Source organism: Candidatus Amarolinea dominans (genome assembly GCA_016719785.1).
Taxonomy (GTDB): Bacteria; Chloroflexota; Anaerolineae; order SSC4; family Amarolineaceae; genus Amarolinea; species Amarolinea dominans.
Genome location: JADJYJ010000005.1, coordinates 29,298 through 53,525, shown reverse-complemented (window position 1 = coordinate 53,525; position 24,228 = coordinate 29,298). Strand labels below are relative to the sequence as shown.

20 protein-coding genes and 3 pseudogenes are annotated in these 24,228 nt (G+C 58.5%); 19 read left to right on the top strand and 4 right to left on the bottom strand.

Annotation, left to right across the window (positions count from 1 at the left end; genetic code table 11):
* The first annotated feature begins 1,211 nt into the window (after positions 1 to 1,211).
* From IPM84_08560 to IPM84_08540, 5 genes are all read left to right on the top strand, one after another.
* Complete coding sequence (locus tag IPM84_08560) at positions 1,212 to 1,664, top strand: YccF domain-containing protein (GenBank protein ID MBK9092813.1); 453 nt, start codon at positions 1,212 to 1,214, stop codon at positions 1,662 to 1,664.
* A gap of 168 nt (positions 1,665 to 1,832) precedes the next feature.
* Positions 1,833 to 2,258 carry a nuclear transport factor 2 family protein gene (locus IPM84_08555; GenBank protein MBK9092812.1) on the top strand — a complete coding sequence of 142 codons (426 nt, stop codon included), beginning with the start codon at positions 1,833 to 1,835 and terminating at the stop codon, positions 2,256 to 2,258.
* 130 nt (positions 2,259 to 2,388) lie between these two features.
* Positions 2,389 to 3,009 (top strand): hypothetical protein, encoded by a 621-nt coding sequence (locus IPM84_08550; protein ID MBK9092811.1) that lies wholly within the window; start codon positions 2,389 to 2,391, stop codon positions 3,007 to 3,009.
* Positions 3,010 to 3,045: 36 nt separating this feature from the next.
* A complete protein-coding gene (locus IPM84_08545; GenBank protein MBK9092810.1) occupies positions 3,046 to 3,813 on the top strand; it encodes a hypothetical protein in 768 nt (255 codons plus the stop codon).
* Positions 3,814 to 4,028: 215 nt separating this feature from the next.
* Positions 4,029 to 4,709 (top strand): NAD(P)-binding domain-containing protein, encoded by a 681-nt coding sequence (locus IPM84_08540; protein ID MBK9092809.1) that lies wholly within the window; start codon positions 4,029 to 4,031, stop codon positions 4,707 to 4,709.
* 339 nt (positions 4,710 to 5,048) lie between these two features.
* On the opposite strand, the gene IPM84_08535 is transcribed toward IPM84_08540, so the two are convergent.
* Positions 5,049 to 5,543, bottom strand: coding sequence for a hypothetical protein (locus tag IPM84_08535; GenBank protein MBK9092808.1), 495 nt, complete (start codon positions 5,541 to 5,543; stop codon positions 5,049 to 5,051).
* A gap of 59 nt (positions 5,544 to 5,602) precedes the next feature.
* A pseudogene (locus IPM84_08530) lies at positions 5,603 to 6,952 on the bottom strand (transposase).
* Positions 6,953 to 7,528: 576 nt separating this feature from the next.
* Between IPM84_08530 and IPM84_08525 the strand changes: the two are divergent.
* Both IPM84_08525 and IPM84_08520 read left to right on the top strand, forming a co-directional pair.
* A complete protein-coding gene (locus tag IPM84_08525) occupies positions 7,529 to 8,329 on the top strand; it encodes a class I SAM-dependent methyltransferase (protein MBK9092807.1) in 801 nt (266 codons plus the stop codon).
* Between the two features lie 218 nt (positions 8,330 to 8,547).
* Positions 8,548 to 8,925 carry a hypothetical protein gene (locus IPM84_08520; protein MBK9092806.1) on the top strand — a complete coding sequence of 126 codons (378 nt, stop codon included), beginning with the start codon at positions 8,548 to 8,550 and terminating at the stop codon, positions 8,923 to 8,925.
* 281 nt (positions 8,926 to 9,206) lie between these two features.
* On the opposite strand, the gene IPM84_08515 is transcribed toward IPM84_08520, so the two are convergent.
* A complete protein-coding gene (locus IPM84_08515) occupies positions 9,207 to 9,356 on the bottom strand; it encodes a hypothetical protein (GenBank protein ID MBK9092805.1) in 150 nt (49 codons plus the stop codon).
* Between the two features lie 441 nt (positions 9,357 to 9,797).
* On the opposite strand from IPM84_08515, the gene IPM84_08510 reads away from it, so the two are divergent.
* From IPM84_08510 to IPM84_08475, 8 genes and pseudogenes are all read left to right on the top strand, one after another.
* Complete coding sequence (locus tag IPM84_08510; protein ID MBK9092804.1) at positions 9,798 to 10,229, top strand: nuclear transport factor 2 family protein; 432 nt, start codon at positions 9,798 to 9,800, stop codon at positions 10,227 to 10,229.
* A gap of 233 nt (positions 10,230 to 10,462) precedes the next feature.
* Positions 10,463 to 11,509: a 6-bladed beta-propeller gene (locus IPM84_08505; protein ID MBK9092803.1), complete on the top strand. Its 1,047-nt coding sequence runs from the start codon at positions 10,463 to 10,465 to the stop codon at positions 11,507 to 11,509.
* A gap of 353 nt (positions 11,510 to 11,862) precedes the next feature.
* Positions 11,863 to 12,306, top strand: a pseudogene (locus IPM84_08500) (PIN domain-containing protein).
* Positions 12,300 to 12,533 (top strand): hypothetical protein, encoded by a 234-nt coding sequence (locus IPM84_08495; protein MBK9092802.1) that lies wholly within the window; start codon positions 12,300 to 12,302, stop codon positions 12,531 to 12,533. Before IPM84_08500 ends, IPM84_08495 begins: the two are co-directional and overlap by 7 nt.
* A 366-nt stretch (positions 12,534 to 12,899) precedes the next feature.
* Positions 12,900 to 13,490 (top strand): dihydrofolate reductase family protein, encoded by a 591-nt coding sequence (locus IPM84_08490; GenBank protein MBK9092801.1) that lies wholly within the window; start codon positions 12,900 to 12,902, stop codon positions 13,488 to 13,490.
* A gap of 87 nt (positions 13,491 to 13,577) precedes the next feature.
* Positions 13,578 to 15,719 (top strand): acetate--CoA ligase family protein, encoded by a 2,142-nt coding sequence (locus tag IPM84_08485; GenBank protein ID MBK9092800.1) that lies wholly within the window; start codon positions 13,578 to 13,580, stop codon positions 15,717 to 15,719.
* A gap of 19 nt (positions 15,720 to 15,738) precedes the next feature.
* Entirely contained in the window at positions 15,739 to 15,876 is a 138-nt protein-coding gene (locus IPM84_08480) for a hypothetical protein (protein ID MBK9092799.1), read from the top strand.
* 83 nt (positions 15,877 to 15,959) lie between these two features.
* Positions 15,960 to 17,654: pseudogene (locus tag IPM84_08475) on the top strand (HAMP domain-containing protein).
* Here the strand turns inward: IPM84_08475 and IPM84_08470 are convergent.
* Positions 17,535 to 17,927 carry a hypothetical protein gene (locus IPM84_08470; protein MBK9092798.1) on the bottom strand — a complete coding sequence of 131 codons (393 nt, stop codon included), beginning with the start codon at positions 17,925 to 17,927 and terminating at the stop codon, positions 17,535 to 17,537. The pseudogene IPM84_08475 and the gene IPM84_08470 sit on opposite strands and share 120 nt — an antisense overlap.
* 16 nt (positions 17,928 to 17,943) lie before the next feature.
* Between IPM84_08470 and IPM84_08465 the strand changes: the two genes are divergently transcribed.
* The 4 genes from IPM84_08465 to IPM84_08450 all read left to right on the top strand — a co-directional run bounded on the left by IPM84_08465 (position 17,944) and on the right by IPM84_08450 (position 24,157).
* Positions 17,944 to 19,746, top strand: coding sequence for a response regulator (locus IPM84_08465; GenBank protein MBK9092797.1), 1,803 nt, complete (start codon positions 17,944 to 17,946; stop codon positions 19,744 to 19,746).
* A gap of 373 nt (positions 19,747 to 20,119) precedes the next feature.
* Positions 20,120 to 20,593, top strand: a complete 474-nt coding sequence (locus IPM84_08460) for a hypothetical protein (protein MBK9092796.1) — start codon at positions 20,120 to 20,122, stop codon at positions 20,591 to 20,593.
* Positions 20,594 to 20,777: 184 nt separating this feature from the next.
* Positions 20,778 to 21,209, top strand: a complete 432-nt coding sequence (locus IPM84_08455; GenBank protein MBK9092795.1) for a hypothetical protein — start codon at positions 20,778 to 20,780, stop codon at positions 21,207 to 21,209.
* 1,130 nt (positions 21,210 to 22,339) lie between these two features.
* Positions 22,340 to 24,157: a hypothetical protein gene (locus tag IPM84_08450; GenBank protein ID MBK9092794.1), complete on the top strand. Its 1,818-nt coding sequence runs from the start codon at positions 22,340 to 22,342 to the stop codon at positions 24,155 to 24,157.
* The last annotated feature ends 71 nt before the right edge of the window (positions 24,158 to 24,228 follow it).

Sequence of the window (24,228 nt, the reverse complement as noted above, 5' to 3'; positions counted from 1 at the left end):
AACACGCTGTGAATCAGCACATGCTTGAAGGACTCACCGGCAATTGTCGCCCCTAACTCCGTTAGCCAGGTGCCATCCGTCTGCAGAATTTCGCCTGGTCGGTGGACCTGCGCCAAAACAGCGATCTGGGCCAGGTGTATCGCCCGCCACTCGGCTATCCGCCGTTGTAGGGTTCGCAACTGGCCTTCCTGATACTTATCTGGCTGCTGTTCGCACAACCACTCGAAAAGCGTTTTGGCTTCCAGTTCTGGAGCAGCTGCTAACATCTGCTCTACCTTCGGCCAATAGTCACTAAACGGGTCGTCTCGCGTGCGATATGCCCGTGGTTGCTGCACTTCACTGGGAAGTTGTTCCAGCTCCTCATACTTAGCAACCGTTTTTCGACTTTAATGTTCGCTTTGACGGCCGATTGTTCTTGGGTACGGCCTTTCGTTCGTTCACGCATTGCTAGCCTCACTTGAGCATCGGTACAAGTCATCTTATCCTCCCTCTCCTTCATGATCAGAGGAAGTTTACCTGACCTGCCTGCTGCTTCCTAGTGGGCAGTTCTAATTGTCGTCAATGAGTAATTATAGTTGTCGTTGAACATTTGGTGCTTGGGCCTGGCCTAACACCACGTCCACCTGACGCCTGCGGCGGTGGGAGCGTGGGTCGCGAGCGTAATCTGGCCGCAGGCGCAGGTGACGTTTTTCGTTGGGCGGCTCTGCCGAAGACCGGAGATTGGAGACTGGTTGGCGTTGGGCGGAGCTTTGACGGCCGTTCACGGGCAGGCGGTTGGAATGGAAGGGGTCGCTGGTTCGCCCAGGTTCGTCCGGTCAGGCTCTGCTCGGGGTGCCGCTGCCCAACATTCCGTACACCGACCGGGGAGGATCTGGGCCGGTTGACGATGTTGGCGGCCCCGGCGGCTGACGGTTGGCGTTGGGCGGAGCTGCGGGAGACCGGAGATTGGAGACCGGAGATTGGAGACCGGTTGGTGTGGGGCGGCCCTGCGACGGCCGTCCACAGGCAGGCGGTTGGAATGGAAGGGGTCGCCGGTTTGCCCAGGCTGGTCTGGCCACGTGGTGCTCGGTGGGCCGTTGCCCAACAATAGATCTAGTTGACCGGGAGTGAGCTCGGTTTCGCATTCGACGTTGACTGTCCCGGGTAACTGACGTAGGGCGTTAGGTATTTACCAACAAAACCAATAACACGTTCGAAGGAGATCAACTAATATGAGCAATCAAGGAAGTCAGGGAAGTAATTCGGTGAATGTCACCGTGAATGTTGCTGGCACACCAACCATCATTGTGCGCAATCAGCCTGGTTGTTTGGTTCAACTTTTGTACTTTGTCTTTATTGGCTGGTGGCTTGGGGCGCTTGCCATCTCACTTGCTTACCTACTGTTTCTGACAATTCTTGGCATTCCCTTGGGTGTCATGATCATAAATAAGATCCCATACTTGATGGCATTGCGTCAGACCGATCCAGTTATTTCATATGCAGGAAGTGCTGCGGCTCAGCATAATTTCATCATCCGTGCATTGTGGTTCTTGCTGATAGGATTTTGGCTAACTGCCTTTTGGCTTTCTCTAGCGTATATTTTTGCCTGTACGATTATCGGAATGCCAATCGGCTTTTGGATGTTTGATAAAGCTCCCGCTTTGCTCACTCTTCGTCGCAACTGATTTTTACCTATCTTGCGGTTCGCAGTTTGTCTCGTGATGGTGCGTGCCCAACACGGTTTGCAGTTGACGCCGAAGCAGCCGACGTGTTTTCAGCGCAGATGCGTGCGGCGCAACTGAAACTTGGCGTTAGGCGTCGCAGGCCCCCTCGCCGCTACTCAAAGGATCGCCATGTCGTCACTCGAAGCGCGCAACATCTCAGTCGTCCTGAAGTACTTTGACGGGTGCAATAGCGGAGACCTGGATGAACTTCTCAGTACGCTTGACCCTGAAGTCATTCACTACTTCTTGCCTGAGCGGTTCAAGCCGATACAAGGCGCTCAGCACTTGGCGAAGTACTGGCGAAAGTTCAAAGTCCTGCTCAATCCCACCTGGAAGATCGATCACATCATTGCTCAAGGCAACGAAGTCGTCAGTGAGTGGAGTTGCCTGTGGACTCCCGAAGGAACTGACTTGCGTCTACTGATGCGGGGCAGTGAGTGGTACGCAATGCGCGAAGACCGTATTTCCGAGGTTCGAGCGTACTTTGGCTACAGCGACACGTCCAACACTGAACTCGCCGGCTTTCCATATGGAGTACGCGGTTACCTTCTATGAGCTGCCGAACAGCGACGCCTAACCCTTCGCTCCAGCCGACGTGCTACGGCCTGCGGCCTTCGCACGCGGCTGAGCTCAAACGTTGGGCGGCTCATCATGTAGTAGTAAGTAACATTAAGGAATCGAAACGATGAATGCACAAAATCCGAGTTTTTTTAAATCTGTTTGGTTTACCGCGTTGCTATGGCTCATCGCCAACATCTTGAGTTTCGGGCTTGTTGGGGCTATGTTCCACAACTTTCCTCTCGCATCCGCTTTTCCTCCCGATGTTTTCCGGCTCGGCGGCTTCCGTACAGAGGCTGCCATCGCTGGCTTTTTCTTCGGATTTATCCCGGCGCTATTGATTGGGATTTTACAAAGTTTAATTTTGAGCCACCGACTTTCGGTCTCGCGCTGGTGGATTATCTCGTCTTCAATAGGGGTGGGGCTAATGCATTTTTTGGCAGACGGATTTGAAAACGCCCGAGATCTGTCGGTAAGCGTTATTTTGGGCGGCTTGGCTGTAGGCATTTTTCAATGGCAACTCTTGCGCCTCCACTCTTGGGCAGTTTGGCTCATCCCTATCAACGCGCTCACTTGGTATGTGGGTTGGCTGATTGGCATAGCCATCCTAAGCAACTTAGGGTTGCTGAACATTGCATGGAGACCGGGGCTTGATGGTCAAACACATGGCGTTCTCGGTCTCAGCGTGGGGCTCGTGTTTGGGCTAAGTAGTGGCGTGTTGTGGGTGCGACAACATTTGAATAAATAGCATCTCCTTCTGTTCATATAGAACATCTTTCGGAATATGGTCAAAGCAGTAGCACATCTTGCAATCTGCTCTCTCATCAAGCATTTGCCATCATCTAAACTTCCGCCGCCCAACCCGGGTGTCAAGCCGACTGGCACTCCGCGCCGACCAGCCGTGCCGCTATCGCGTAGTTTCTACTACTTCAAGCGAGTCGCCCTAGCGAAGTACGCGCCAACCGCTTATGCCTATCGTTGGGCGGCCGGGTTCAATATTTCGGAGGTCAAAGTGCTTGATTGGCAACTCATGTTTTACGATGCGCTCATTTATGGCCTGGTATTGTCTCTCGTCCTCACCATTCTCACCGCCATCAGCGGAACCATCGCTCTCGACATGTTCGTCGACAAGTATCCGCCTGATATCAAGGAAAAGTATGGACCCATGTCTCCGCGGGCTGCCCGCCTGCGTCCCCTCATCGCGGCCCTATTATTCATAACCATTTTCGTCATCCCCATTATTGGTCTTTTCGCTTTGCAGGCTCAGGTCGATTCTGTCCCCTTTTTGCCCGCTTTAGCGTTCTCAGGTATTGCACTGCTCACATTCAACACATTCGATCTAATTATCCTCGACTGGCTTTTCTTCTGCACGATCCAGCCGCGTTCAATGGTTCTCCCCGGTACCGAAGGCATGACGGCCTATCGCGACTATCGCTTCCACTTCGTTGGATTTCTAAAAGGCCTGGGGTTTACTGCGTTCGGCAGTTTGCTCATAGCAGCTTTCTGGGTCATCCTGCAATGGGTTATCACATTGTTTTCCTCGGCCGCCTAACACAGCGTGCAGCTGACGTGTGGGATTCTGCGCGTTTTTCAAGCATTTTTCTGGCTTCGAGTTTTTCCTACATCTCAGGCAGAATCCACACCCGCCCACACGCAGCTAACGCAAACCGTTGGGCGGCTGCGATAGGCAACATACTGATAGAATCGGAAGGATATGGAAGTTTAACTGATTACTGGTAGATATTCTTATTTCTAAAGGAGACTGCTATGCAAATTGGAATTCTGGGTACTGGTATCGTTGGTCAAACATTAGGTCTCAAACTTGTTCAACTTGGTCATTCTGTTATGATAGGCACTCGCGATCCTTCTAATCTCGACGAGCCTAAGGGGCGGGGTCCTGATGCACACGCTTTGCGTGACTGGCTTACTTTAACGGAATCACGGGCTAGTGTTGTTACGTTTCGTGATGCGGCAGCCTACGGGGAACTTGTCATCAATGCTCTCAGCGGTATGGTGAGCCTAGATGTACTTCAGGCTGTAGGAAAAGAGAATCTAGATGGCAAAACACTTATGGATGTTTCCAACCCCATTGATTTTAGTCGCGGTTTTCCACTAACCTTATTTGTCAAAGATACTGATTCACTCGGCGAAATCATCCAAAGATCATTCCCAAATGCGCGAGTTGTCAAAACTCTAAATGCCATGACAGCAGCACTAATGGTAAACCCTAAGTTGGTAGGAAATGGCGACCATACTGTGTTTCTATCTGGAAATGATATAAAAGCGAAAATGCAAGTAGCTGAATTGCTACATGAGTTTGGTTGGGATGACATTCTGGACTTAGGTGATATTTCCACAGCAAGAGGCACAGAGATGATGTTGTCGATTGGACATGCAGTTATGCAAGCTCTTAGCCCAGCAGAGATTGCTTTTAAGGTGGTTCGTTAGTCCAAACCGCCGCCCACCGATACATGTAGTGGCAAGTTCAAGTTCAAAAGCGTCTTGCAAAATGCGCCCAACACCGCGTGCACCGGACAAGTGCGGGCATTCGCCCACACTTTCGGGGAAGCGGCCCCAAGAGGCGGATTCGGCGTCTGGTGGTTTTGTCCGCCAAATCCCGCCCTTGCCGGTAACGCCTGCCGTTGGGCTGCTGCTGGGGCTCGCCGCGGCACCACGCTCGCCGTCGCAAAGTCAGGCCCGTGGGTCGTCTTCGTGGGCGGGGTGCCGCGGGGTTTCGTGGGCGGGGCCGCCCAACCTCAGTTCCACCTGACGCCTGCGGCGGCGAGATCAGGGATGACGAGAAGCGCCTTGCCGCAGGCGCAGGTGAACATCGCCGTTGGGCTGCTCTGCCGGAGACCGGAGATTGGAGACCGGAGATTGGATACCGGTTGGCGTTGGGCGGTCATTCGACGGCCGTTCGCGGGCAGGCGGTTGGAAGGGAAGGGGTCGCTGGTTTGCCCAGGTCGGTCGGGTCAGGCTCTGCTGGTGGCGCCGCTGCCCAACATTCCGTGCAGCCGACCAGGGAGGATCTGGGCCGGTTGACGATGTTGGCGGCCCCGGCGGCTGACGGTTGGCGTTGGGCAACCCAAAGCAAAAAGCAAAATCATCTTTGATTCGCAAGTTTCGTTTTATCGTTGAGTTTAGAAAATCAAATTCAGTTTTTTTGTGGCGGCGTTTTTTCAAGTTCTTGGCTTTTTCGTTTGTCAGCATTTTCTTCGTCAGCAAAAATTCAGGTTTATTTTTACAGGTTTCCGAAATCGGCTGGTTTTCCTTCGCCAGCATTTTTGTTCAAGTTTGGTTTTGATTGGTCAAGTTGGTTTCTTTTACAATACCTTCGCCAGCTAGGGCGAGTTGGGGGTAGGTTGAGCGACATGAATGCGGCCCAAGGCGGCTAGTTTACTGAAGATGCGGGCCAATAAAACTGGCTCGGGCTTTTCGGGAAGCATTTTAATGGTCTCGGTCACATATTTGGCACCGCGATAGTGCGCTTTAAGGTCTAGGACGCTGCAATCTGGGTCTGTGTCGTGGAGATTGCGCAGTAAGCCCTGGGAGAAGTTGACCATGAACAAAGAGAGGTTGGCGGCATTGGTGACGGCGGTTTCGGAGACATTCATGAAGTCCTCCAGGCCCCAATACTGTTTAGCGTCCCTGAAGTTGAACTCGATTTGGAATCTCAGACAATAATAGTCAACCAGTTTGTCGTAGGCGAGCGTGAGATCGCTGCTGAACAGGGTGACATGGGCGTAGGCTTGCGTTTGCAGATGAGTTTTCAGGATAACCACGACATTAAGCGGCTGGCTAAACTCTCTATGCAGGCATCGAATATGGTACATGCGAGTTTCGATCTGGCCGTCAACGGTCGTTTGTTTTAGGTACTCGACTGGCAAGTTCTGGTAATCCAGCTTGTCGCCGTATTTGCGGTGCGGCCCACGCCCTTTGTAGGGGCCAGTATAAGGTAAGTACAAGGCCGAGTCGGAGCGCAGCTTAGAAATCAGATGTAACTTGCACTGCTGCACCATGTGCAGGGCAAAACGGTTACCAAAATGCCCGTCCAGGGCCAGATAGGTCAGAGGGATCAATTTGCCCATAAGTTTGAGTTGAGCTTCCAGCATGGCTTGGATGCGAAGCAGTTCCGGCGACAGGGTGATTTCGGTTGCCGCTTTGTTCTTACTGCCTTTGGGGCGGCCCGGCTTGCGCGGCTCAGCCGGTTTGGGCGTCTGCTTAGCGACTGTCTTGGCACGGTTAGCCGCTTTTTCTTCCTCGCTGCGCACGACTTGCTCGATCCGCAGCTGAGATGAGCGGCGTTTTTTGGTGTTGACCAGTGCCAAACTGAAAAAGGCCAGGCCGGGAATCACACGGCCGAATACCCCCGCAAAAAAACGATCCAGCCCGTGGGTGTGGTGCCCCGCTTTGCTCACCACCACCTCGTCGCCAACCATGATGTAGACATCGTCTGGCCGATATAGATGCTGGCGGAAAAACGCCCAAAACAACGTCGCCCACGGCACTACCGTGTAGAAAAAACGCTGTACCGTGCGATAACTGCCCCCTTCACCGGCCCAGCGAGATGCCAAGCATGGTCACCCGCCCTGTCATGGTAACACTGCCGCAATGATGCGGCTGAGTTGGCGCAGCGTCGTCGCCGTCACTAATGATTCGATACACTCTAAACGTGCTACAATATCAGGCATGGGCTTTCGCTAGTCCTTGTGTTGTGATTTTCGTAAACTATCAACAACAACTTTACTACGAAAGCCCGTTTAGTTCACATTTGACTTACCCCCATTTTGGCGAAGGTATTGTTTTAGCAAAGTCGTTTTTTCGTCTGGCAAAGTTTCTAAAATCGGCTTATCTGTTTTCTGCAAAAGTTCTGGTCAGTTGAGTTTGTAAAATTTTATTGGTTTCGTTGGCGTTGTCGTTTTTTGGTTGTGTTGGTTTTCCCAAAATTTTCGTTGTGGTTTGTTTAGCAAAGTCTTTTTTCAGCAAGCGTTTTATAAGTCACAGTTTTTTTGGTTCTGGTAAAAATCAAAGTTGCGTGTAAAATTCAATCAAGTTAACGGTGTTGTCTTTTTTTTCGCCAGCGTTCTGGTAAGCAGGTTGCCCAACAAAGCGTGCAGTGGACGGGTGGGATTCTGCGGCATTTTCAAGCATTTTTCTGGCTTCGAGTTTTTTCTCATCTTCGGAGTGAATCTCGTCCCGCCCACAAACCACTAACGCAAACCGTTGGGCGGCTGGCTGAGAATTTTTATAATAGAAGGATACATTTTATGGATGATTACTTGAATTCAAATCGGCAACTGTGGAATAAGTGGACACCTTTACATGAACAGTCACTCGCTTATAAGGTGGCAGAATTCAAATCTGGCGGTAGCACACTCCGACCAGTAGAGCATAATGAACTGAAAAATGTTGCAGGCAAGACATTGCTCCATTTGCAATGTCACTTTGGACTTGACACTCTCTCTTGGGCGCGTGAAGGTGCTGATGTAGTTGGGGTAGATTTATCCGATGAATCTATTAACTTGGCACGCTCTTTGAGTTCTGAACTTGACATCCCCGCTACTTTTATCTGTTCTGAACTGCTAGACTTGCCCAATGTACTTACAAGACAATTCGACATCGTCTTTACTTCGTATGGAGTGCTAAATTGGCTCAGCGACTTAAAAGGCTGGGCAGATGTCATTGCCCACTTTCTCAAGCCAGACGGCATATTTTATATTGTCGAATTTCATCCCTTCTCCAATATATTTGACTCAGATTCACCTGAACTTAAAGTAGCAAACGAATATTTCTTCTCAGAAGAACCTTTCCGTTTCGAAATGCAAGGCTCTTATGCCGCCGAAACTAATGAGACAGTTTATGGTTACAACTGGAAACACAGTCTCAGTGATATTTTCAATGCACTCATTGGCGCAGGGTTACAAATAGAATCTTTCAATGAATTTCCTTTTACATTGCGTGAAAGAATTTCTGGCATGGTACAAGGCGAAGATGGCTTATGGCGATTGACGAAACAAAATGGAATGGTCCCCCTTTTGTTTTCGCTCCAAGCGCGAAAGGCAAACTGAAAAACCTGTAATAAAATTGCCCCAAGAATCGCCGCCCAACAAAGCGTGCACCTGACGTGTGGGATTCTGCGGCATTTTCGAGCATTTTTCTGGCTTCGAGTTTTTCCTGCTCCCAAACAGAATCCACGCCCGCCCACACGCAGGTAACGCAAACCGTTGGGCGGCTCTGCCGCTAGATGAGTCGCGTTTGCCCAACTTATGCTGGTGGAGATTCATTGATGGTCAAGACGACACCCAAGGCGCGTAACGTTTTTTTCGTCCTCTTGGGCGTTGCGGCACTTGTACTCAAGAGGCATTACTCTGGACCTTTTGTGGAGATTATCCACAGCTACAGTGGCAACGTCTCGGCCTCGTTCGCTGTATACTTTGTGGTTAGGATTTTGACCTCTGGCTGGAGGTATGGAAGGTCAGTAACCGCCGGCATTGCTCTTCTGGTCGTAGAATTTTTTGAGGTTACGAATGGATTCGGTGTAATGACAAACGTGTACGATTCAGTCGACTTTGTGGCCAATGCAGTGGGGGTAGTGCTTGCACTGGCGCTTGACACTCTGGTAGGGTCAAGATGGCGGAACGAACTAGACCGAGGTTCACAATAACGCTGTCTGAGGGTGGTGCTGGTGTTGGAGTAGGAAGACGCAATTTCAGACGCTACACAGTGCCGCCTAACACTGCATACTCAGAAACGGTCCAAGGCGCGGGCGGCAAGGGGTGTCGAAGTGACTGAAGAAGGTGCGCAAAAGGCGTAGATCGCGGGCTGCGGCGGCAAAAAGAGGGCGTGTTCGAACAAAAACAGGTGTTTTGTGGGCGCGCAGAGATGAACCGTGCTGGATGGAACGCAGTTCAAGGGACAGGCCAGGTAGGCTTGATCGGTCTCGTGTCAGGCCGCTTGCGGGGTGAGTGAAAAGCCAAGCTGGGCGGCTTTGCGTTGCAGGTTCTTCACTTCACGCGCACGGAACTGTTCGTAGACGCCGGTGGATTCCATAGCGACTGTGCCGATCTGGCAGCGATCCTCCTTGTTGATTGACATAGTAACGATAGATTGGACAGGCGAGCCCGGTCACAGGTAAAATATAGTAGCTTACTCATCGGGGTTCGGCATCTGTGTGGTATACACAGGCGCCTACCACCAGTGTGGGATTCACTCGTGACCGAGAATCAGGGTGCAGCGCGGATTCTTGCATACCAATGAGTGTTACGATTGTAGCTTCTCGCCTGACCATGGTCATTATACACGATGTCCCGTTTCTGCCGTAGGGATTGTGATGAACAAGGGGGGGGCAGCCGACCGCCCCAGCTGCGCCGGTTGAGCGTTACGGCTGACCATTGTCACTTGTGTTGGTGGACGGCGACTGACGCCGAGGGCGTTGGGCGGCTCCTTGCAAAAGAGAAACTGTGTTAAGCATGAACAAAATCATGAAATACCTTAACCTCACATTTAGCGATAAGCAACCGATTAGGAGATAATATAATGAAAAATAATTCTGCAATACCTTCTGTCCCACAAGCAACCCCCGAAGACATCCAAGCTATCACCGAAGCCAGTCGCGATTACGCTGAAGGCTGGTTCACTGCTAATGCAGAACAAATGCGGCGCAGTTTGCATCCTCAACTTGTGAAACGTACAATTTGGCACGACCTGCAAACGGGTACCTGGCAACCAAGTAATTCTCACGATGCTGAGTCAATGGTTGGTATTACTCGTGATGGAGGCGGCAGTGCCTTGCCAGAGTCTGAGAAAGCATTTGAAATCGTAGTTCTTGATGTCTTCCGTGATATTGCAACCGTAAAAGTTTACTCATATCCATACATGGATTATCTCCATCTCGTCAAGATCAATGATCGCTGGTCTATCTTAAACTGTCTATATGAAGTGCGGGTTGGAGAGCAAATATTTGCATAGTTATTGAATGTGATGAAGGCGTCAGCCAATAACCCTTGATAAGACCAAAAGACCGCCCAACAAAGCATGCACCTGATGCTGGGGAGTCTGCGCCATTTTCAAGCATTTTTTTACGCTGGTAGTTTTTTCTGTTTGGACGGCGCTCCGCCGCGCACCCCAGCGCAGGTAACGCAAACCGTTGGGCGCGATGCTCCTTACACGAGTCGAGAAGGTGAGATAAGGATCTGAATTAAATGAACAGCAAAACAATCATCAGTATCACGGTTCTTATATTGGGCATGGCCAGTCTCACGAGTGCTTGCTTCCCTGGCCAGATTTCAACGCCCTCAACGCCCACTCTCAAACCAACAGCACCCTTTACCGCTATTCCAACAAACACCCCTGCCCCCTCGCCAACACCAACTAAGGCAGCAGCGGTTGAACTTGTTCAAAGCATTACGGCAGGCCCTGACCCGCTCCGCCTGCCCACAGATCTTGCTTTCGATGGGCAAGGAAACTTCTATGTAATAGACAGCTACAACCAGCGCATTGTCAAATTCGACCCGGACGGCAATTTCCTCACCACATGGGGCAATGAAGGAACAGAGGCAGGCCAATTCGACTTCCTGGATGGCGTAGATGGGTACGGAGGTGTGGCCGCCGATTCCCAGGGAAATGTTTACGTCGCGGATACCTTGAACTACCGCATACAGAAGTTCACCAGTGACGGTCAGTTCCTCAACCAATGGGGGAGTCATGGCACGGAGGATGGGCAATTCCTGTACCCTGAGGGGTTGCTCATCGATGCGCAGGGAAATCTTTACGTCGGCGACGAAGAACGATCGGATATTCAGAAATTCGACAACACAGGCCAGTTCCTGCTCAAATGGGGCAGTAGTGGCCAGGCTGATGGGCAGTTCGCTTATCCAACTCATCTGGCTATGGATGGGGATGGTAAGATCTATGTCGCGGACAACCGCAACGACCGTATTCAGAAGTTCGATAACGAAGGTCATTTTCTACTCAAGTGGGGCGGACCCGGCATAGGTGATGGGGAGTTCAGCCGTCCATACGGCGTGGCAGTGGACCCGAACGGCAATGTATATGTGACAGAATACAAGGGCGACCGTATTCAGAAATTCGATCCGGAGGGACACTTTATACTGAAGTGGGGTGACAGCGGCGATGGCGAGTTGGAATTGCGTGAGCCGAGTAACCTCCAGGTTCGCCCAGACGGAAGGATTTACGTTGTTGATTATCTTAACAATCGTATCCAGGTATTTCGGGAGACAGCACCTTAGCCTGTTTTCGACATAGAACAGATGTTTCCATACAACAGCTTGTGGTCATTGGCAAATCGAACACAACCTGTAGGAACAGTCCTGTTTTCGCTTAAACGTTCTACGCGACGGCTTGTGGCAAGTGCCTGACGACCTACTACCCATTGGGGTGTCGAAAACAGGCTTAGCAATGAGCCGTTATTGAGAATTGATCCTACGCGCCCAACCCCCGGTTCCAGCGGGTGCGCTTCGCGCCTGCGGCGCTCGCGTCCCTTCGGCCTGGCGGCCTCAGCGCCGCTGAACCGGAACGTTGGGCTACTTGGACATCAGCAAAACATATTCCCATTCTCCCCAACAAGTGGTATACTCCAAGCATGAAGATCTATCTCGATACGTGCAGCCTGCAACGCCCACTCGACAACAAGACTCAACTTCGCGTCTTACTTGAGTCTGAAGCCGTTCTGGGGATCTTGGCGTTGCGTGACTAGGAGAGCATTGAGTTGCTGTCCTCGGAAGCGTTGGTGTTCGAGATCGAACGGAACCCGAACTTGACCCGTCAGGAATATGCTTTGGAAGCTCTGGCGAAAGCTGCATCGTTTGTGATCTTGGAACCTGATGTCGAAGCGCGCGCCAGAGAGCTGAATCGTCTGGGGTTCAAACCGCTGGATGCGCTGCATCTGGCCTCAGCCGAGGCGGGTCAAGCTGACTTTCTCTGTACGTGTGATGACCGCTTTCTCAAATGCGCCAGAAGAGTCAAGGGGTTGAAGACGAAAGTTGTTTCGCCAATTGAGTTGATAGGAGAGCTTGAACGATGGTAGTACAGACAAAGCCGCTGGCCGAAGTGACCCAAACCGCACTGCACGTGCTGTGTCGGGAAATTGGCCTGGCCGACACGATGCGCTTTGTCGGCCAGTTTACCATAGGTTATGGTGATTACACGGCTGAGCGCGATGAGTTGTTCAGTGGTGTGACTTTGGACGATATGATTGCAGGAATCAAGGAACGGCGATACCAGACAGCGACTCAGTCACAGCCAGGCGGATGAAGCCAATCTCATGCACCAGCCACACATGTCAGGGTTCGGGGCAAGCGGGCCTAACACCGCGTGCAGCCGACCGCCGACAGTCGCCGCGGCGGACGGTTCGGTAGAGACGGCGACGGCTAACGGTTGGCGTTGGGCGGAGCCCCGGCCGGGGCGTCCATGGGCAGGCGGTTGGAATGGCTCGCTGGTTTGCTCAGGCCCGCTCGGTCTGGTGGTGCTTGGGGGGCCGCTGCCCAACATTCCGTACACCGACCGGGGAGGATCTGGGCTGATTGACGATATTGGCGGCCCCGGCGGCTGACGGTTGGCGTTGGGCCGGCACGAGGGCCGCTGACTCACTTCAATAAACTCACAGAATCAGGAGACTTCATGAAAACGCTCATCGCAGAGTTCATCAGCCTCGACGGTGTCGTACAAGCTCCAGGGGGAGCTAGCGAGGACACCGACGGCGGCTTCAGTCATGGCGGATGGTCAATGAAATACTTTGACCCGGCGATTATGGGCGGCATGTACGCCGAACTCGCTGCAAAGAGTGACGCGCTCTTGCAAGGACGCCGTACCTATCAGGTCTCGGCCGCTGCATGGCCCAGTCGCTCAGGAGATCCATTCACCGATTGGATCAATCGCGTCCAGAAGTACGTGGTTTCCGATACGCTCACCGAGAAAGATGCGACATGGAACCCCACCACGATCATTCGTGGCGCCGACTTCTTGAGGACGGTGTCTGAACTACGCGCGCGGCCGGGCGGCTACATCTACGTGTATGGTAGCGCGACCATGGTCCGATCGTTGCTCGCCGCTGATCTTGTTGATGAGTTGCTGCTCACGATCGAACCGATCGTTCTCGGGGGCGGAAAAACGATCTTCGCTGAGAACGGAAAGACACTACCCTTCGCGCTGGAGTCGACAGCCAAAGCCAGCACGGGCGCGCAGGTTTGCCGATATGTGCGCGCACAGTAACCCATTTTGCGCCGGCTAACCCATCGCTCCACCGGACGCTGCAGGTACAGCGCCTGATCTCGTGCTTCCGTGACCAAGGAGCCCATCGTGTCGCCATTCTCTTCGCCCGCCCAGGACCTCATGCCCTTCTTTCGCCCCCGTGGGGTGGCGGTGGTGGGCGCCAGCCGCAACCCGGCCAAGCTCAGCTACGCCGTGCTCCGCAACCTGGCCACGGGCGCACACCGCTTCCCCGGCCCGGTCTACCCCATCAACCCGCAGGCCAACGAAATCCTCGGCCTGCCCTGTTACCCCAGCCTGGCCGCCGCGCCCGACCCGCTTGATCTGGCGGTGCTGGTCATCCCCGCCGCCGCGGTGCTTGCGGCCGTCGAAGCCTGCGGTCAACGCGGCATCAAGGCCATCGTCCTCATCTCCGGCGGCTTCCGCGAGACAGGCCCGCAGGGCGCCGCGCACGAGGAAGATGTGGTGGCCCTGGCGCGGCGCTACGGCATGCGCCTGGTCGGCCCCAACGGCATCGGCATCATGGACACGCACACCCCGCTCAACACCACCTTCGTCAAGGACATGCCGCCCTCCGGCCACATCGCCTTCTTGTCCCAATCGGGCGCGCTCTGCGGCGGCATCATTGACTGGGCCATTCGGCGCGGCATCGCCTTCAGCCGCCTGCTCAGTATCGGCAATCAGGCCGATGTCAGCGAAACCGAGTGGCTGTCCTTCCTGGCCGCGGACGACAACAGCCAGGTTATCGCCCTCTACCTGGAAGATATCAAGGGCGGCCCTGCCTTCGTGCATGCCCTCCGTGCGGCCGCGGCCGTCAAGCCGGTGTTGGCGCTCAAGGCCGGCCGCACCGCCAGCGGACAGGCTGCCACCGCCTCGCACACGGGTGCGCTGGCCGGCGCGCATGTGGCTTTTCACGCCGCCTGTCTGCAGACCGGCGTCATCGAGGCGCCCACCATTCAAGCCCTGTTCCATGGTGCGCTGGCGTTGACTTACCAACCGCTCCCGGCCGGCAACCGCTTTGCCATCCTCACCAACGCCGGCGGCCCGGCCGCGCTGGCCGCAGATGAACTGGAAGCCGCGGGCCTGCACCTGGCGCGCACCGGCCCCGCCGCGCAGCTTGCCTTGCGCCAGGCCGTTGGCCCCGAAGCCCAGGTGGCCGGCCCGGTGGATCTGCTCGGCGGCGCGGAGGCGGCAGACTATCGCCGCGCCCTGGAGGTGATGCTCGCCGACCCGGACTGCGATGGCGTGCTCGTGATCCTGGTGCCGCAGGCCCTGGTGGATGCCGTGGCCGTGGTCGAGGCCATCGCCGCGTCCGCCGCCGCGCAGCCGGGCAAACCACTGCTCGCCTGCCTGATGGGCGCTGCCAGCCTGGACGCGGCCAATCGAGCCGCGCACGCCGCGCGCATCCCGGCCTATGTCTTCCCCGACCAGACCGTGTCCGCGGCCGGCGTGCTTTGGCAACGCGCGGCTTGGCTGGCGCGCCCACCTGCAACGCAACCCACCGGATTGCGCGTAGTCACCGCCGACGAGGCTGCCCTCCGACGCCTGGCATTCCAGGCGGCGACGGCGGGCGGTCAGCAGGTTCTCGATGCGGCCGCCAGTGAAGCGCTGCTGGCCGCGTATGGCCTGGCCGTGGCGGCCACCGGCCTGGCAACTACGACCGACGAGGCGGCGCAGATGGCGCAGGCGATCGGTTTTCCGGTGGCGCTCAAGCTGATCAGCCCAGACATCCTGCACAAGACCGATGTGGGCGGCGTACTCCTGGACGTGCGCGACGCGGCTGCCGCCCGCGCCGGCTTCGAGGCGCTCATCGCCCGTGCGCGCGCCAGCCAGCCCCGCGCGCACGTGCGCGGCGTCCTCATCCAAAAGATGCTGATCGGCGGGCAGGAGGTCATCATCGGCGTGCAGCGTGACCCCACCTTCGGCCCGCTCGTCATGTTCGGCCTGGGCGGCATCTACGTCGAAGCGCTGGCCGACGTCAGCTTTCGCCTGGCGCCCCTCACGCAGCAGGACGCCGAGGAGATGATCGCCGAGGTACGCGGCGCGCGCCTGCTCGACGGCCTGCGCGGTCAGCCGCCGGCCGACCGCGCCGCGCTGGTGGATGCCCTGCTGCGCGTCGGGCAGATGGCCGTGGATCATCCGCAGATCAGCGAACTGGACATCAACCCGCTGCTGGTCATGCCCGCCGGTCAGGGCGCCATCGCCGTGGACGCGCGCATCATCCTGGCTTGAGCTTACCAACCTCATCTTGATGCAGCACGGCTTCGCGCCGGTCATCATCCAGCTCGAAGCCCGCGGCGACTACCTGCTGGCGTTGGAAGGAGCAGACGCCGGCGACCTGGCCGACTTCGTGGCGTTGATCGGCCAGGCGCCCATCCGCTCGCTGTAATTGACCCTTGCCGCGGCCCGCGGCGAGCCGCTAGAGGAGCCGGGCGGCCTGGAGCGCCGGGTTCAACGCCTGCAGGAACAACTATGCATCCTTTCTACTTGACCCCCACTGCGCTCAGCGATTTCTCTCTGCTCATCTTCATCGGCTTTGTGATCGCTTACCTGGGACTGCTGCTGCGCCGCGCCCGGCAGCATGGCGAAAAAGCGGTGACGATGGGCTTTCTCCTGGGGGCCTTTGCGGGAATGGCGGGCGCCATCCTGTGCATCTTCTTGGAGGAAACCCTCTATCCCCACGCCGGCCAGCTCGTCTTGCCCCTGCAAACCGTCTTCCTGACCGCCGGACTGGTCTGCCTGCTGCAATTCGCCTATCGCTTTCCGGCCGCCTTCCCCGCGGAGAAGCGGGAGATGCGCGTGGCCTTCTGGCTCTCCCTGCTCTATCCGCTGGGGGAGCTGGGATTTGCCATCTACCGCTACGTCATGCTGGCACAGGGCGCCATCCGCTATCGCCCGGGGTGGACGCTCATCTTCTTCATCGTCTGGATCGCGTGGGTGGCGCTGCGCAAGGTCGCCCTGACCGACCTCCGGCCGGCCCCTTATTGGCGCAAATTCTGGCAACCCAGGGAGGCGCTGGCGCGGCGCGCGCGCAACACCGCACTGATCGGGCTGCTCCTGCTTCTCATCATGGGGATCAGTCTATTACGAGACAATGCCCCTTTTTCCGAATATGTCGCTTTCGCGCTCATCTCAGTGGGGATTCTGGCCACCGTGCTGATTTTCATCCTTTATTACCTGCAGGCGCTGCCGGAGCAGACCTCGTTCATCGTCAAACTAGCGGCGGTTTCTCTGGCGAGCCTGATGGCGCTCACCGGAGCGATGGGCTATTTGCTCACTCAACCCTTCACCCAATCCTACCACAATCCGAACAGCGACCTGACGGGCAAGACCCTGCGCTTTAGCCCGAACGCGCGGGGCGGATACACCACCAACTGGGTTGCCTACCGCTTCGAGCCTGCGTGGGATGAATCGTTGCCCGAAGAATACAACCATGCGGCGATCGGCTTCGCCTTTCCCTTTTTCGGCAAGAATTGGTCCGAATTCTATGTCATGCGCAATTCAGTCGTCTCTTTTGGCCGGGAGGCATTCCTGCTAGATTCGTTGTTTCAATACGGCCGCGTCCCGGCCATTTTCCTGCTGGGGCTGGATCTGGACCCGCCGGCCGCCAACGAAGTCGGGGGTCTCTACATTCACCGCGCGCCCCAAAAAACGACCGTCACCTGGCTGAATCTGCCTGAATCCCGCACTGAAACGCACCGAAATACCCTGCAGTTGACCCTTTACCCGGATGGCGTCTTCGAGACAAGCTTCGTGGCCCTTGACGACCCTGTCCCGTTCGACATGCGCGTTCCCTGGCATTCCTATCGGCTGCTCGGCGCGCTGCCGGGGAACGGCAACACCCGGCTGGCCTATTTTCAGCTTGCCCAGGATTTGCCCTACGCCGGGAACGCGGACGGCGCGGCTGCAGCATTCCATCTCGAATTCCGCCGCACCCTGCACACCTTTCTACTACCCTATTTCTACGTAATCCTGCTCAGCACGGCCGTGCTGCTTCTGACCATCCCCTTCTATTTTCGCGCCGTCCTGGTGCGGCCGCTGGACAATCTATTGGTGGGCCTGCGAAAAGTGGATGCCGGACAGTTGGATGTGACCATCCCAGTGCTGGCGCGCGACGAGTTTGGCTATGTGACCGAATCCTTCAACAAAATGACCGGCGAACTCCGCGCCCTGGTCCGGGATCTGGATGGGCGGGTGGCCGAGCGGACGATCGCGTTGGCCGACGCCCGTGCCTATCTCGACAACATCCTGCGCAGCGCCACGGACTACGCCATCATTACCACCGACCGGGAGCTGCGCATCACCTTTTTCAACCATCGGGCCGAGGCGATGTACGGCATCCGTGAGGCCGACGCCCTGGGCCAACCCATCGCCCACATCTGCGCCCAGGAGCGGGACGCGGCCCGCTTCGAGGCGGGGCTGCGCCGGGTGGAAAATCACGGCGCACGAATACGTGATGGCGCTGGCCGGCCCCAACGGCCTCCGCCAGATCGCCTCCCGCATCGCCGGCATCTACGACAGCGCCGGCCATCTGCTGGGCTATGCCCGCTTCAGCCGGGACGTCACAGAGCGCATGATCACCGAGGCCCGGCTGCTCAGCCAGCAGCGCTCGATCGCGGTGCTGGAGGAGCGGGCGCAGATCGGCCGGGATCTCCACGACCACCTGGGGCAGATCTTTGGCTTTCTCAGCCTGCAAAGCCAAACCGCCGCCGCCCTCCTGGCCGCGGGCAAGGAAGAGGCCGGCCTCATCGCCCTGGAACAGTTGGGCGAAGTGGCCCAAGAAGGCCACAACCAGGTCCGGGAGTTCATCCTGGGCATGCGCAGCAGCCTGGCTGCGGCGCCCCAGGACTTCTGGGGCAATCTGCAAGCCTACGCCGTCCGTCTGCGCCAGCTCTACCAGATGGAGGTGACGCTGGATCTGCCGCCCCAGCCCGGTCTGCTGCTGCCGCCGGACAAGGAGCTGCACCTGCTGCGCATCATCCAGGAGAGCCTGACCAACGTCCGGCGGCACAGCGGCGTGGAGCAGGCCCGGATCAGCTTCCGCCAGGAGGGGGCGCGGATGCGCGTGACCATCGCCGACGCGGGGCGGGGCTTCGACGCCCGGGCGCTTCTCCCCGACACGGCCCGGCCGCTCTCCGACCTGGGTCAGCCCGCGGGACCGTCCACTGCGGACGCGGGACATTTCGGCTTGGCGGGCATGGCCGAGCGCGCCGCGGCCCTGGGCGGCGACCTGCAAATCCGCAGCCGGCCGGGGGAGGGCACGGCCATCGAAATCAGCTTCCCGGTGGGGCGGGAGGGAATCGGGGAGCTGGCTGGCCCCCTCAAAGACCTGCGGGTGCTGCTGGTGGACGACCAACCCATCTTTTTGGAGGGTCTCCACAATCTGCTGACCGCCTATGGCCTGCACGTGGTGGGCATGGCTCATGACGGTCTGGAGGCCCAAGCCCTGGCCCGCAGCGCCCGCCCGGACGTGATCGTGATGGACATCCACATGCCGGTCTGCGACGGCATCGAGGCCACCATCACCGTTACCACCACCGCATACGAACAAAACACCAACGGCCAATGCTCCCTGCGGGAAGCCATCATTAATGCCAACGACGATAGCCAATCCGGTTCGACGGACTGCACCGCCGGCAGCGGGGCCGACGTCATCGAACTGGCTTCCAGTGCAAACTACATACTGGATACCATTGACAACTCCGCCAACAACAGGGGCGGCAACGGCCTGCCCGTTATCACCAGCCAGATCACCATCAACGGCAATGGTTCCACCATCAAACGCAGCAGTGATGCGAACACACCTGCGTTCCGCATCTTCTATTTGTACACTGCCGACAATCTGACGCTCAACAACTTGTCCACTGGCGCCAATCTGACGCTCAACAACATCACCATCTCGAATGGGCATCCTTCCACCAATTGGGATGGCGGCGGCATTAGGGTACAGAGCGGTATTTTGAATATTGCCAACAGTACCCTCTCTGACAACATCGCTGACGGAACCTACGACGCTCACGGCGGCGCCATCAAGATGCAATCCGGCACCGAAGTGACTATCACCAACAGCACCATTACTAACAACAGTGCTTTTAGCAGTGGTGGGGGGATCCTTAACAGCGGCGGCACGTTGAACATTGTTCACAGCACTATTTATGGCAATCGCGTGCTGGCCGCCGAGCCACACGGGGCATCAGAACCGCGGCACACAAATAGAACACGACCCGCCCCGCCGAAACAAACCCGTCTTTACCAGTAGGGTTATAACCTGATTCAAACGGCACGCTTTACCAATGGTCAATGTACCAGGCGCACAATTGCCCCCCCGCCCCCCCCAACACCCACACCACCGACAGGTCCCCGCCCCGGCCAGGGCGCCAGCGTCCTCACAAATGCGGGGGGCGCCGAGCAGACCGGTAGACACGACGTGCACGGCCCGTCATCCATCCCGCGTTGATTTATGGCTCCGCCCTTCGGCGGTGTCTACATCTGAGGGTGGCGCGGCAGCATGGCGATGACCTGGCTGGTGACAGTGTGACGATCAGCGGCGACGCGACGACCCTCCATGTGACGTTCAACGGCAGCAGCTACGCCTACCCGACGGCTATGGACGGCCCTGGCCGCGGGGCAAGATGCTGGGGGAAAACACGGGGCGCGGGGACACGATCAACGGCGGCAATGGCAACGACCTGCTCGATGGCGATGCCGGGGACGATGTCATCTACGGTAAGGCCGGCAGCGACACCATGAACGGCGGCGCTGACAATGACACCCTGTATGGCGGCACGGAAGGCGGGGCGAACGACGACATTATGAATGGCAATGATGGCGATGACACCCTTTATGGACAGGCCGGCAACGACACTCTTAGTGGCGGCGCGGGCAATGACACGCTGCTGGGCGACGTTGGCAATGACACCCTTGATGGCGGGATCGGCGCGGACGTACTCACTGGAGACGCGGGCAACGACATCCTCTACGCGGGGGGCGGCTGCGGCGGCGACGGCGCGCTGGACACGGTCAAGGGGGGCAATGGCGCCGATACTGCGTACGACGTGCTGAGCGGACCAGATACGCTTCACACTGTCGAGAGTGTGATCTGTTAGCGACACAGCGTCGAAGTCAGCGTTGGGGCGATCAACCCAGCGCCTGCGGAGCCGGTCACCCCCGACCGGCTCTGTTCTTTTGCATCATCGTTTCTGCTCCGCTGGCTCGATGGCATCGAGGACCGGCCCCCTTGCGTAAACTGGCTTGATCGAGGCCGCTGCGTCCTGGCGCCTTTGCGCTCCAATGCTCAACACCACCTTCGTCAAAGACATGCGGCCCCGCGGCCACATCGCGTTCCTCTCCCAATCGGGCGCACTCTGCGGCGGCATCATTGACTGGGCCATCAGCCGCGGCATCGGCTTCTGCCGCCTGCTCAGCGCAATTGACCCTGGCCGCGGCCCGCGGCGAGCCGCTGGAGGAGCCGGGCGGCCTGGAGCGCCGGGTTCAACGCCTGCAGGAACAACTGGTCAGCTACACCACCCCCGCCGCAAGTTAGCGAGCCGGCCTCCGCGGCGCCGCCGGTTTGGACGCTCACCGCTCCTGCGTTACAATTCCCATCATGCCAACACACCCAATCCATCCCGCTCGCCGTCTGTGGCCTGTGCTGCTTCTTCTCTTGTTGGCCCTGGCGCTGCGCCTTCACCGCCTGGCCGCGCCCAGCCTCTGGTACGATGAAGGCGTGACCGCGGCCATCAGCCAGCGCAATCTGGCCGATCTGGCGCGCTGGACCGCCGACGACATCCAGCCGCCGCTCTACTACGTCCTGGTCGCCGGTTGGACGCGGCTGGCCGGCGCCAGCGAATGGGCCCTGCGCTTCCCCTCCGTGGCCGCCGGCCTGCTCACCCTCCCCCTGCTCCTGGCCCTGCAGCGCCGCCTCTGGCGGTTTGCCTCGGGCCAGGCGATTGAAATCGCATCTAAAGGGCGTACCGCCAGGCGTCCACCTACGCGGACGCGGCGTGGGTCGGCGCAGGCCGACCTTGCGGCGGAACGCCCGTTCGCCCCGAATTCATTCGGCGGCGCTGCGCGGACGCGGCGCCGGTCGGCGCAGGCCGACCTTGCGGCGGAACGCCCGTTCGCCCCGAATTCATTCGGCGGGCGTCTCGCCCCGAATTCATTCGGCTTCGCGCTGCCGTTGCTCCTCCTGACCGTTCTTTCGCCGCCCTGGCTTTACTACGCGCAAGAGGCGCGCAACTACACCCTGCTCACCGGCCTGGGCGTTCTGATCGCCTACCTCTTGCTGCGGCTGCTCATGACCGGCGCTGCGCACGCGCGGCGTTGGTTGTGGCTGACGGCCGTGCTCACCGCCGCGGCCGCGCTCTACACCCACTACTTCGCCCTTTTTCTCCTCCTGGCCCTGGGAATTTTCTATCTGCTGGCGCTTTGGCTGCGCTCTGCTGCCGATTGGCGCCAACGCCTGCTTGAGGCTGGGCTGGCGACCGTTGCCGTTCTACTGCTCTACATCCCCTGGCTCCCCTTCCTGCTCAACCGCTACCAGGTAGACGCCAGCTACTGGCAAGGCCCGCTGAAGATCGGTGAAGCCCTACGCCATCTCGCCATCGCCCTCACCCTGGGCGCGCCGGAGATGATGCTGGAAACGACCGCGGTTGCCTGGCTGCCCGCGTGGGGCTTGATCCTGGCTGCCGCGCTGCTCGGCCTGGGCTTGCTCCTTGTTCGCCAGGTCGCAGATCGCCGCCGCGCCGGCCTGGCTCTCATCTTCTTGCTCCTCTACCTGCTCCTGCCGGTCGTTCCTGATTCTGCTCCTCGCCCTGCGCACACCCAAGTTCAACCCCCGCTACCTCCTGCTGGTGACGCCCGCGTTCTACCTGCTGTTGGGCAGCGGGCTAAGCGGTTTGTGGACCTGGCGCAGCGGGCGCGGTCGGCCGTTGGCGGGGCTTCTGCTTGGCCTCGCGCTGCTGCTCTCCATCCAATCCGTAAACAACTGGTTCTCCGACCCTGCTTTCGCTAAGGCCGATTGGCGCGGCGCGGCTCACTATGCAGTTTCGCATAGTCAAGATGATGAAACCATCATTCTGGTGAGCGGTCATGCCTTTCCGGTTTGGAATTACTATGCCCCGTTGCGGCCGCCGCTGCGCCTGCCGTCCTTCGATGTGCTGGATGTGAACCAGGTGCTTGGTTACGACGCGGCAACGACGTTACAGGCGCAGGTCGCCGGGCGGTCGGGGGCCTGGCTGGTTAGCTGGCAGGACAACGTGGTGGATCCGGTTGGCTTTGTGGCCGATCAACTGGCGCGGGCGGGGACCGAGCTGCCGGTTCCGGCTCAGTTCGCGCAGATCGGCCTGCGCCATTTTTCCCTGCCGCCGGACGCGGTGTTCAGCGCCGCGCCGCCGCTGACCGTGCCCAGCGATCTGACCTTTGGCGGCCAGGTGAAGCTGCTGGGGTGGAGCCAGCCCGCGGCGGCCGGCGTGCCGACTTCGACGCTGCGCCTGGAATGGCAGGCCCTGCAGCCGCTCAGCGCGGACCTCAAGCTGGCCGCGGAGATCGTGGATGACCAGGGCCAGGTGTGGGGGCAAATAGCCGACCGGCGCCTGTCAGTGTACGATTTTCCCACCAACCGCTGGCGGCCAGGCGCACCGGTATTTGCCGTCGTGCCCCTGCAGATGTGGGCGGGTACACCGGCTGGCGTCTACGACGTACGTCTGCGCGTCTATGCCGAGGGTCAGCCCGCCAGCCTGGAGGTGCTGGACGCTCGTGGCGTTTCGCAGGGCGCCGGGGTGCGCCTGACCGCTGTGCAGATACCGGCGCTGGTCAGGCAAGGACTGGCCGGTCCACCCGCGCCGGCCGCTGCTGTGACCCTGCCCGCGGCGCAGCGCCTGGCGCCTGACCTGACCCTCAGCCGCGGCTGGCTGGCGCCGGCGGCCGCGGAGCCTGGATCTCGCCTGGCGCTGGCGCTCTGGTGGCAGGTGGGGGAGATGGCGCCCGCGGCCAATTATCGCCTGCACCTGGAGTGGCAGGCCGCGGACGGAACTGCGCTGCCCGGCCCAATCCTGGCCCTGGCGTCTGACTGGGCGCCGTCTGCCTGGCCGGCGCAGGCGCAGGTGTTGACCCTGGCCGCGCCGTCGCTGCCCATCAGCGCCACGGCCGGCGCCTGGACCCTGCACCTCGCGCTGAGCGGGGCGGATGGGACGTCAGCCGGAGTCGCGGCCATCTTACCGTTGACCGTGCTGAGCAGCACGCGGCGCTTCGATCCGCCGCCGCTGGAGATCGCCATCGGCGCGGACTTCAACGGCGTGCTGCGCCTGCTGGGCGCCAATCTGGCCCCGCGGCCTGACCGACCGGGGCAGACCTGGCGCGTCACCCTGGCCTGGCAGGCGCTGATCTCTCCGGCGACCGATCTGGGCAGTTTCGTGCAGTTGTGGGATGAGGATGGGCAGATGCGCAGCCAGGTCAATCTGGCGCCGGGCGACCGTCCCACCCGCGCGTGGCTGCCGGGCGAGGTGGCCGTCACGACCTATGATCTTGATCTGCCGGCTGATTTGGCGCCAGGGGTCTATCGCCTCATGGCCGGGCTATACGATCCTGAGCGGGCAGGCTTGCCGCGGCTGTACATTCAGCCCGGCGGCGCGGATGTGATCGAGGTGGATCGCATCTCGCTCTCACGGTGAAGCGCGGGGCAAGGACGCCCTTTGGGTCTTGGCGTTGACGAATTCAACGCAAGGGCGCGGAGGAGTCGTTC

What these genes read in the sequence shown, in the direction of transcription:
- IPM84_08495 (MBK9092802.1), top strand. Translation starts at nt 12,300, where the DNA reads ATGGTAGTACAGACAAAGCCGCTGGCCGAAGTGACCCAAACCGCACTG.
- IPM84_08460 (MBK9092796.1), top strand. Translation starts at nt 20,120, where the DNA reads ATGCTGGGGGAAAACACGGGGCGCGGGGACACGATCAACGGCGGCAAT.
- IPM84_08480 (MBK9092799.1), top strand. Translation starts at nt 15,739, where the DNA reads ATGCAGCACGGCTTCGCGCCGGTCATCATCCAGCTCGAAGCCCGCGGC.
- IPM84_08510 (MBK9092804.1), top strand. Translation starts at nt 9,798, where the DNA reads ATGAAAAATAATTCTGCAATACCTTCTGTCCCACAAGCAACCCCCGAA.
- IPM84_08545 (MBK9092810.1), top strand. Translation starts at nt 3,046, where the DNA reads ATGGTCAAAGCAGTAGCACATCTTGCAATCTGCTCTCTCATCAAGCAT.
- IPM84_08535 (MBK9092808.1), bottom strand. Translation starts at nt 5,543, where the DNA reads ATGCTGGCGAAGGAAAACCAGCCGATTTCGGAAACCTGTAAAAATAAA.
- IPM84_08540 (MBK9092809.1), top strand. Translation starts at nt 4,029, where the DNA reads ATGCAAATTGGAATTCTGGGTACTGGTATCGTTGGTCAAACATTAGGT.
- IPM84_08525 (MBK9092807.1), top strand. Translation starts at nt 7,529, where the DNA reads ATGGATGATTACTTGAATTCAAATCGGCAACTGTGGAATAAGTGGACA.
- IPM84_08455 (MBK9092795.1), top strand. Translation starts at nt 20,778, where the DNA reads ATGCTCAACACCACCTTCGTCAAAGACATGCGGCCCCGCGGCCACATC.
- IPM84_08515 (MBK9092805.1), bottom strand. Translation starts at nt 9,356, where the DNA reads ATGTCAATCAACAAGGAGGATCGCTGCCAGATCGGCACAGTCGCTATG.
- IPM84_08550 (MBK9092811.1), top strand. Translation starts at nt 2,389, where the DNA reads ATGAATGCACAAAATCCGAGTTTTTTTAAATCTGTTTGGTTTACCGCG.
- IPM84_08490 (MBK9092801.1), top strand. Translation starts at nt 12,900, where the DNA reads ATGAAAACGCTCATCGCAGAGTTCATCAGCCTCGACGGTGTCGTACAA.
- IPM84_08560 (MBK9092813.1), top strand. Translation starts at nt 1,212, where the DNA reads ATGAGCAATCAAGGAAGTCAGGGAAGTAATTCGGTGAATGTCACCGTG.
- IPM84_08555 (MBK9092812.1), top strand. Translation starts at nt 1,833, where the DNA reads ATGTCGTCACTCGAAGCGCGCAACATCTCAGTCGTCCTGAAGTACTTT.
- IPM84_08520 (MBK9092806.1), top strand. Translation starts at nt 8,548, where the DNA reads ATGGTCAAGACGACACCCAAGGCGCGTAACGTTTTTTTCGTCCTCTTG.
- IPM84_08465 (MBK9092797.1), top strand. Translation starts at nt 17,944, where the DNA reads ATGGCGCTGGCCGGCCCCAACGGCCTCCGCCAGATCGCCTCCCGCATC.
- IPM84_08505 (MBK9092803.1), top strand. Translation starts at nt 10,463, where the DNA reads ATGAACAGCAAAACAATCATCAGTATCACGGTTCTTATATTGGGCATG.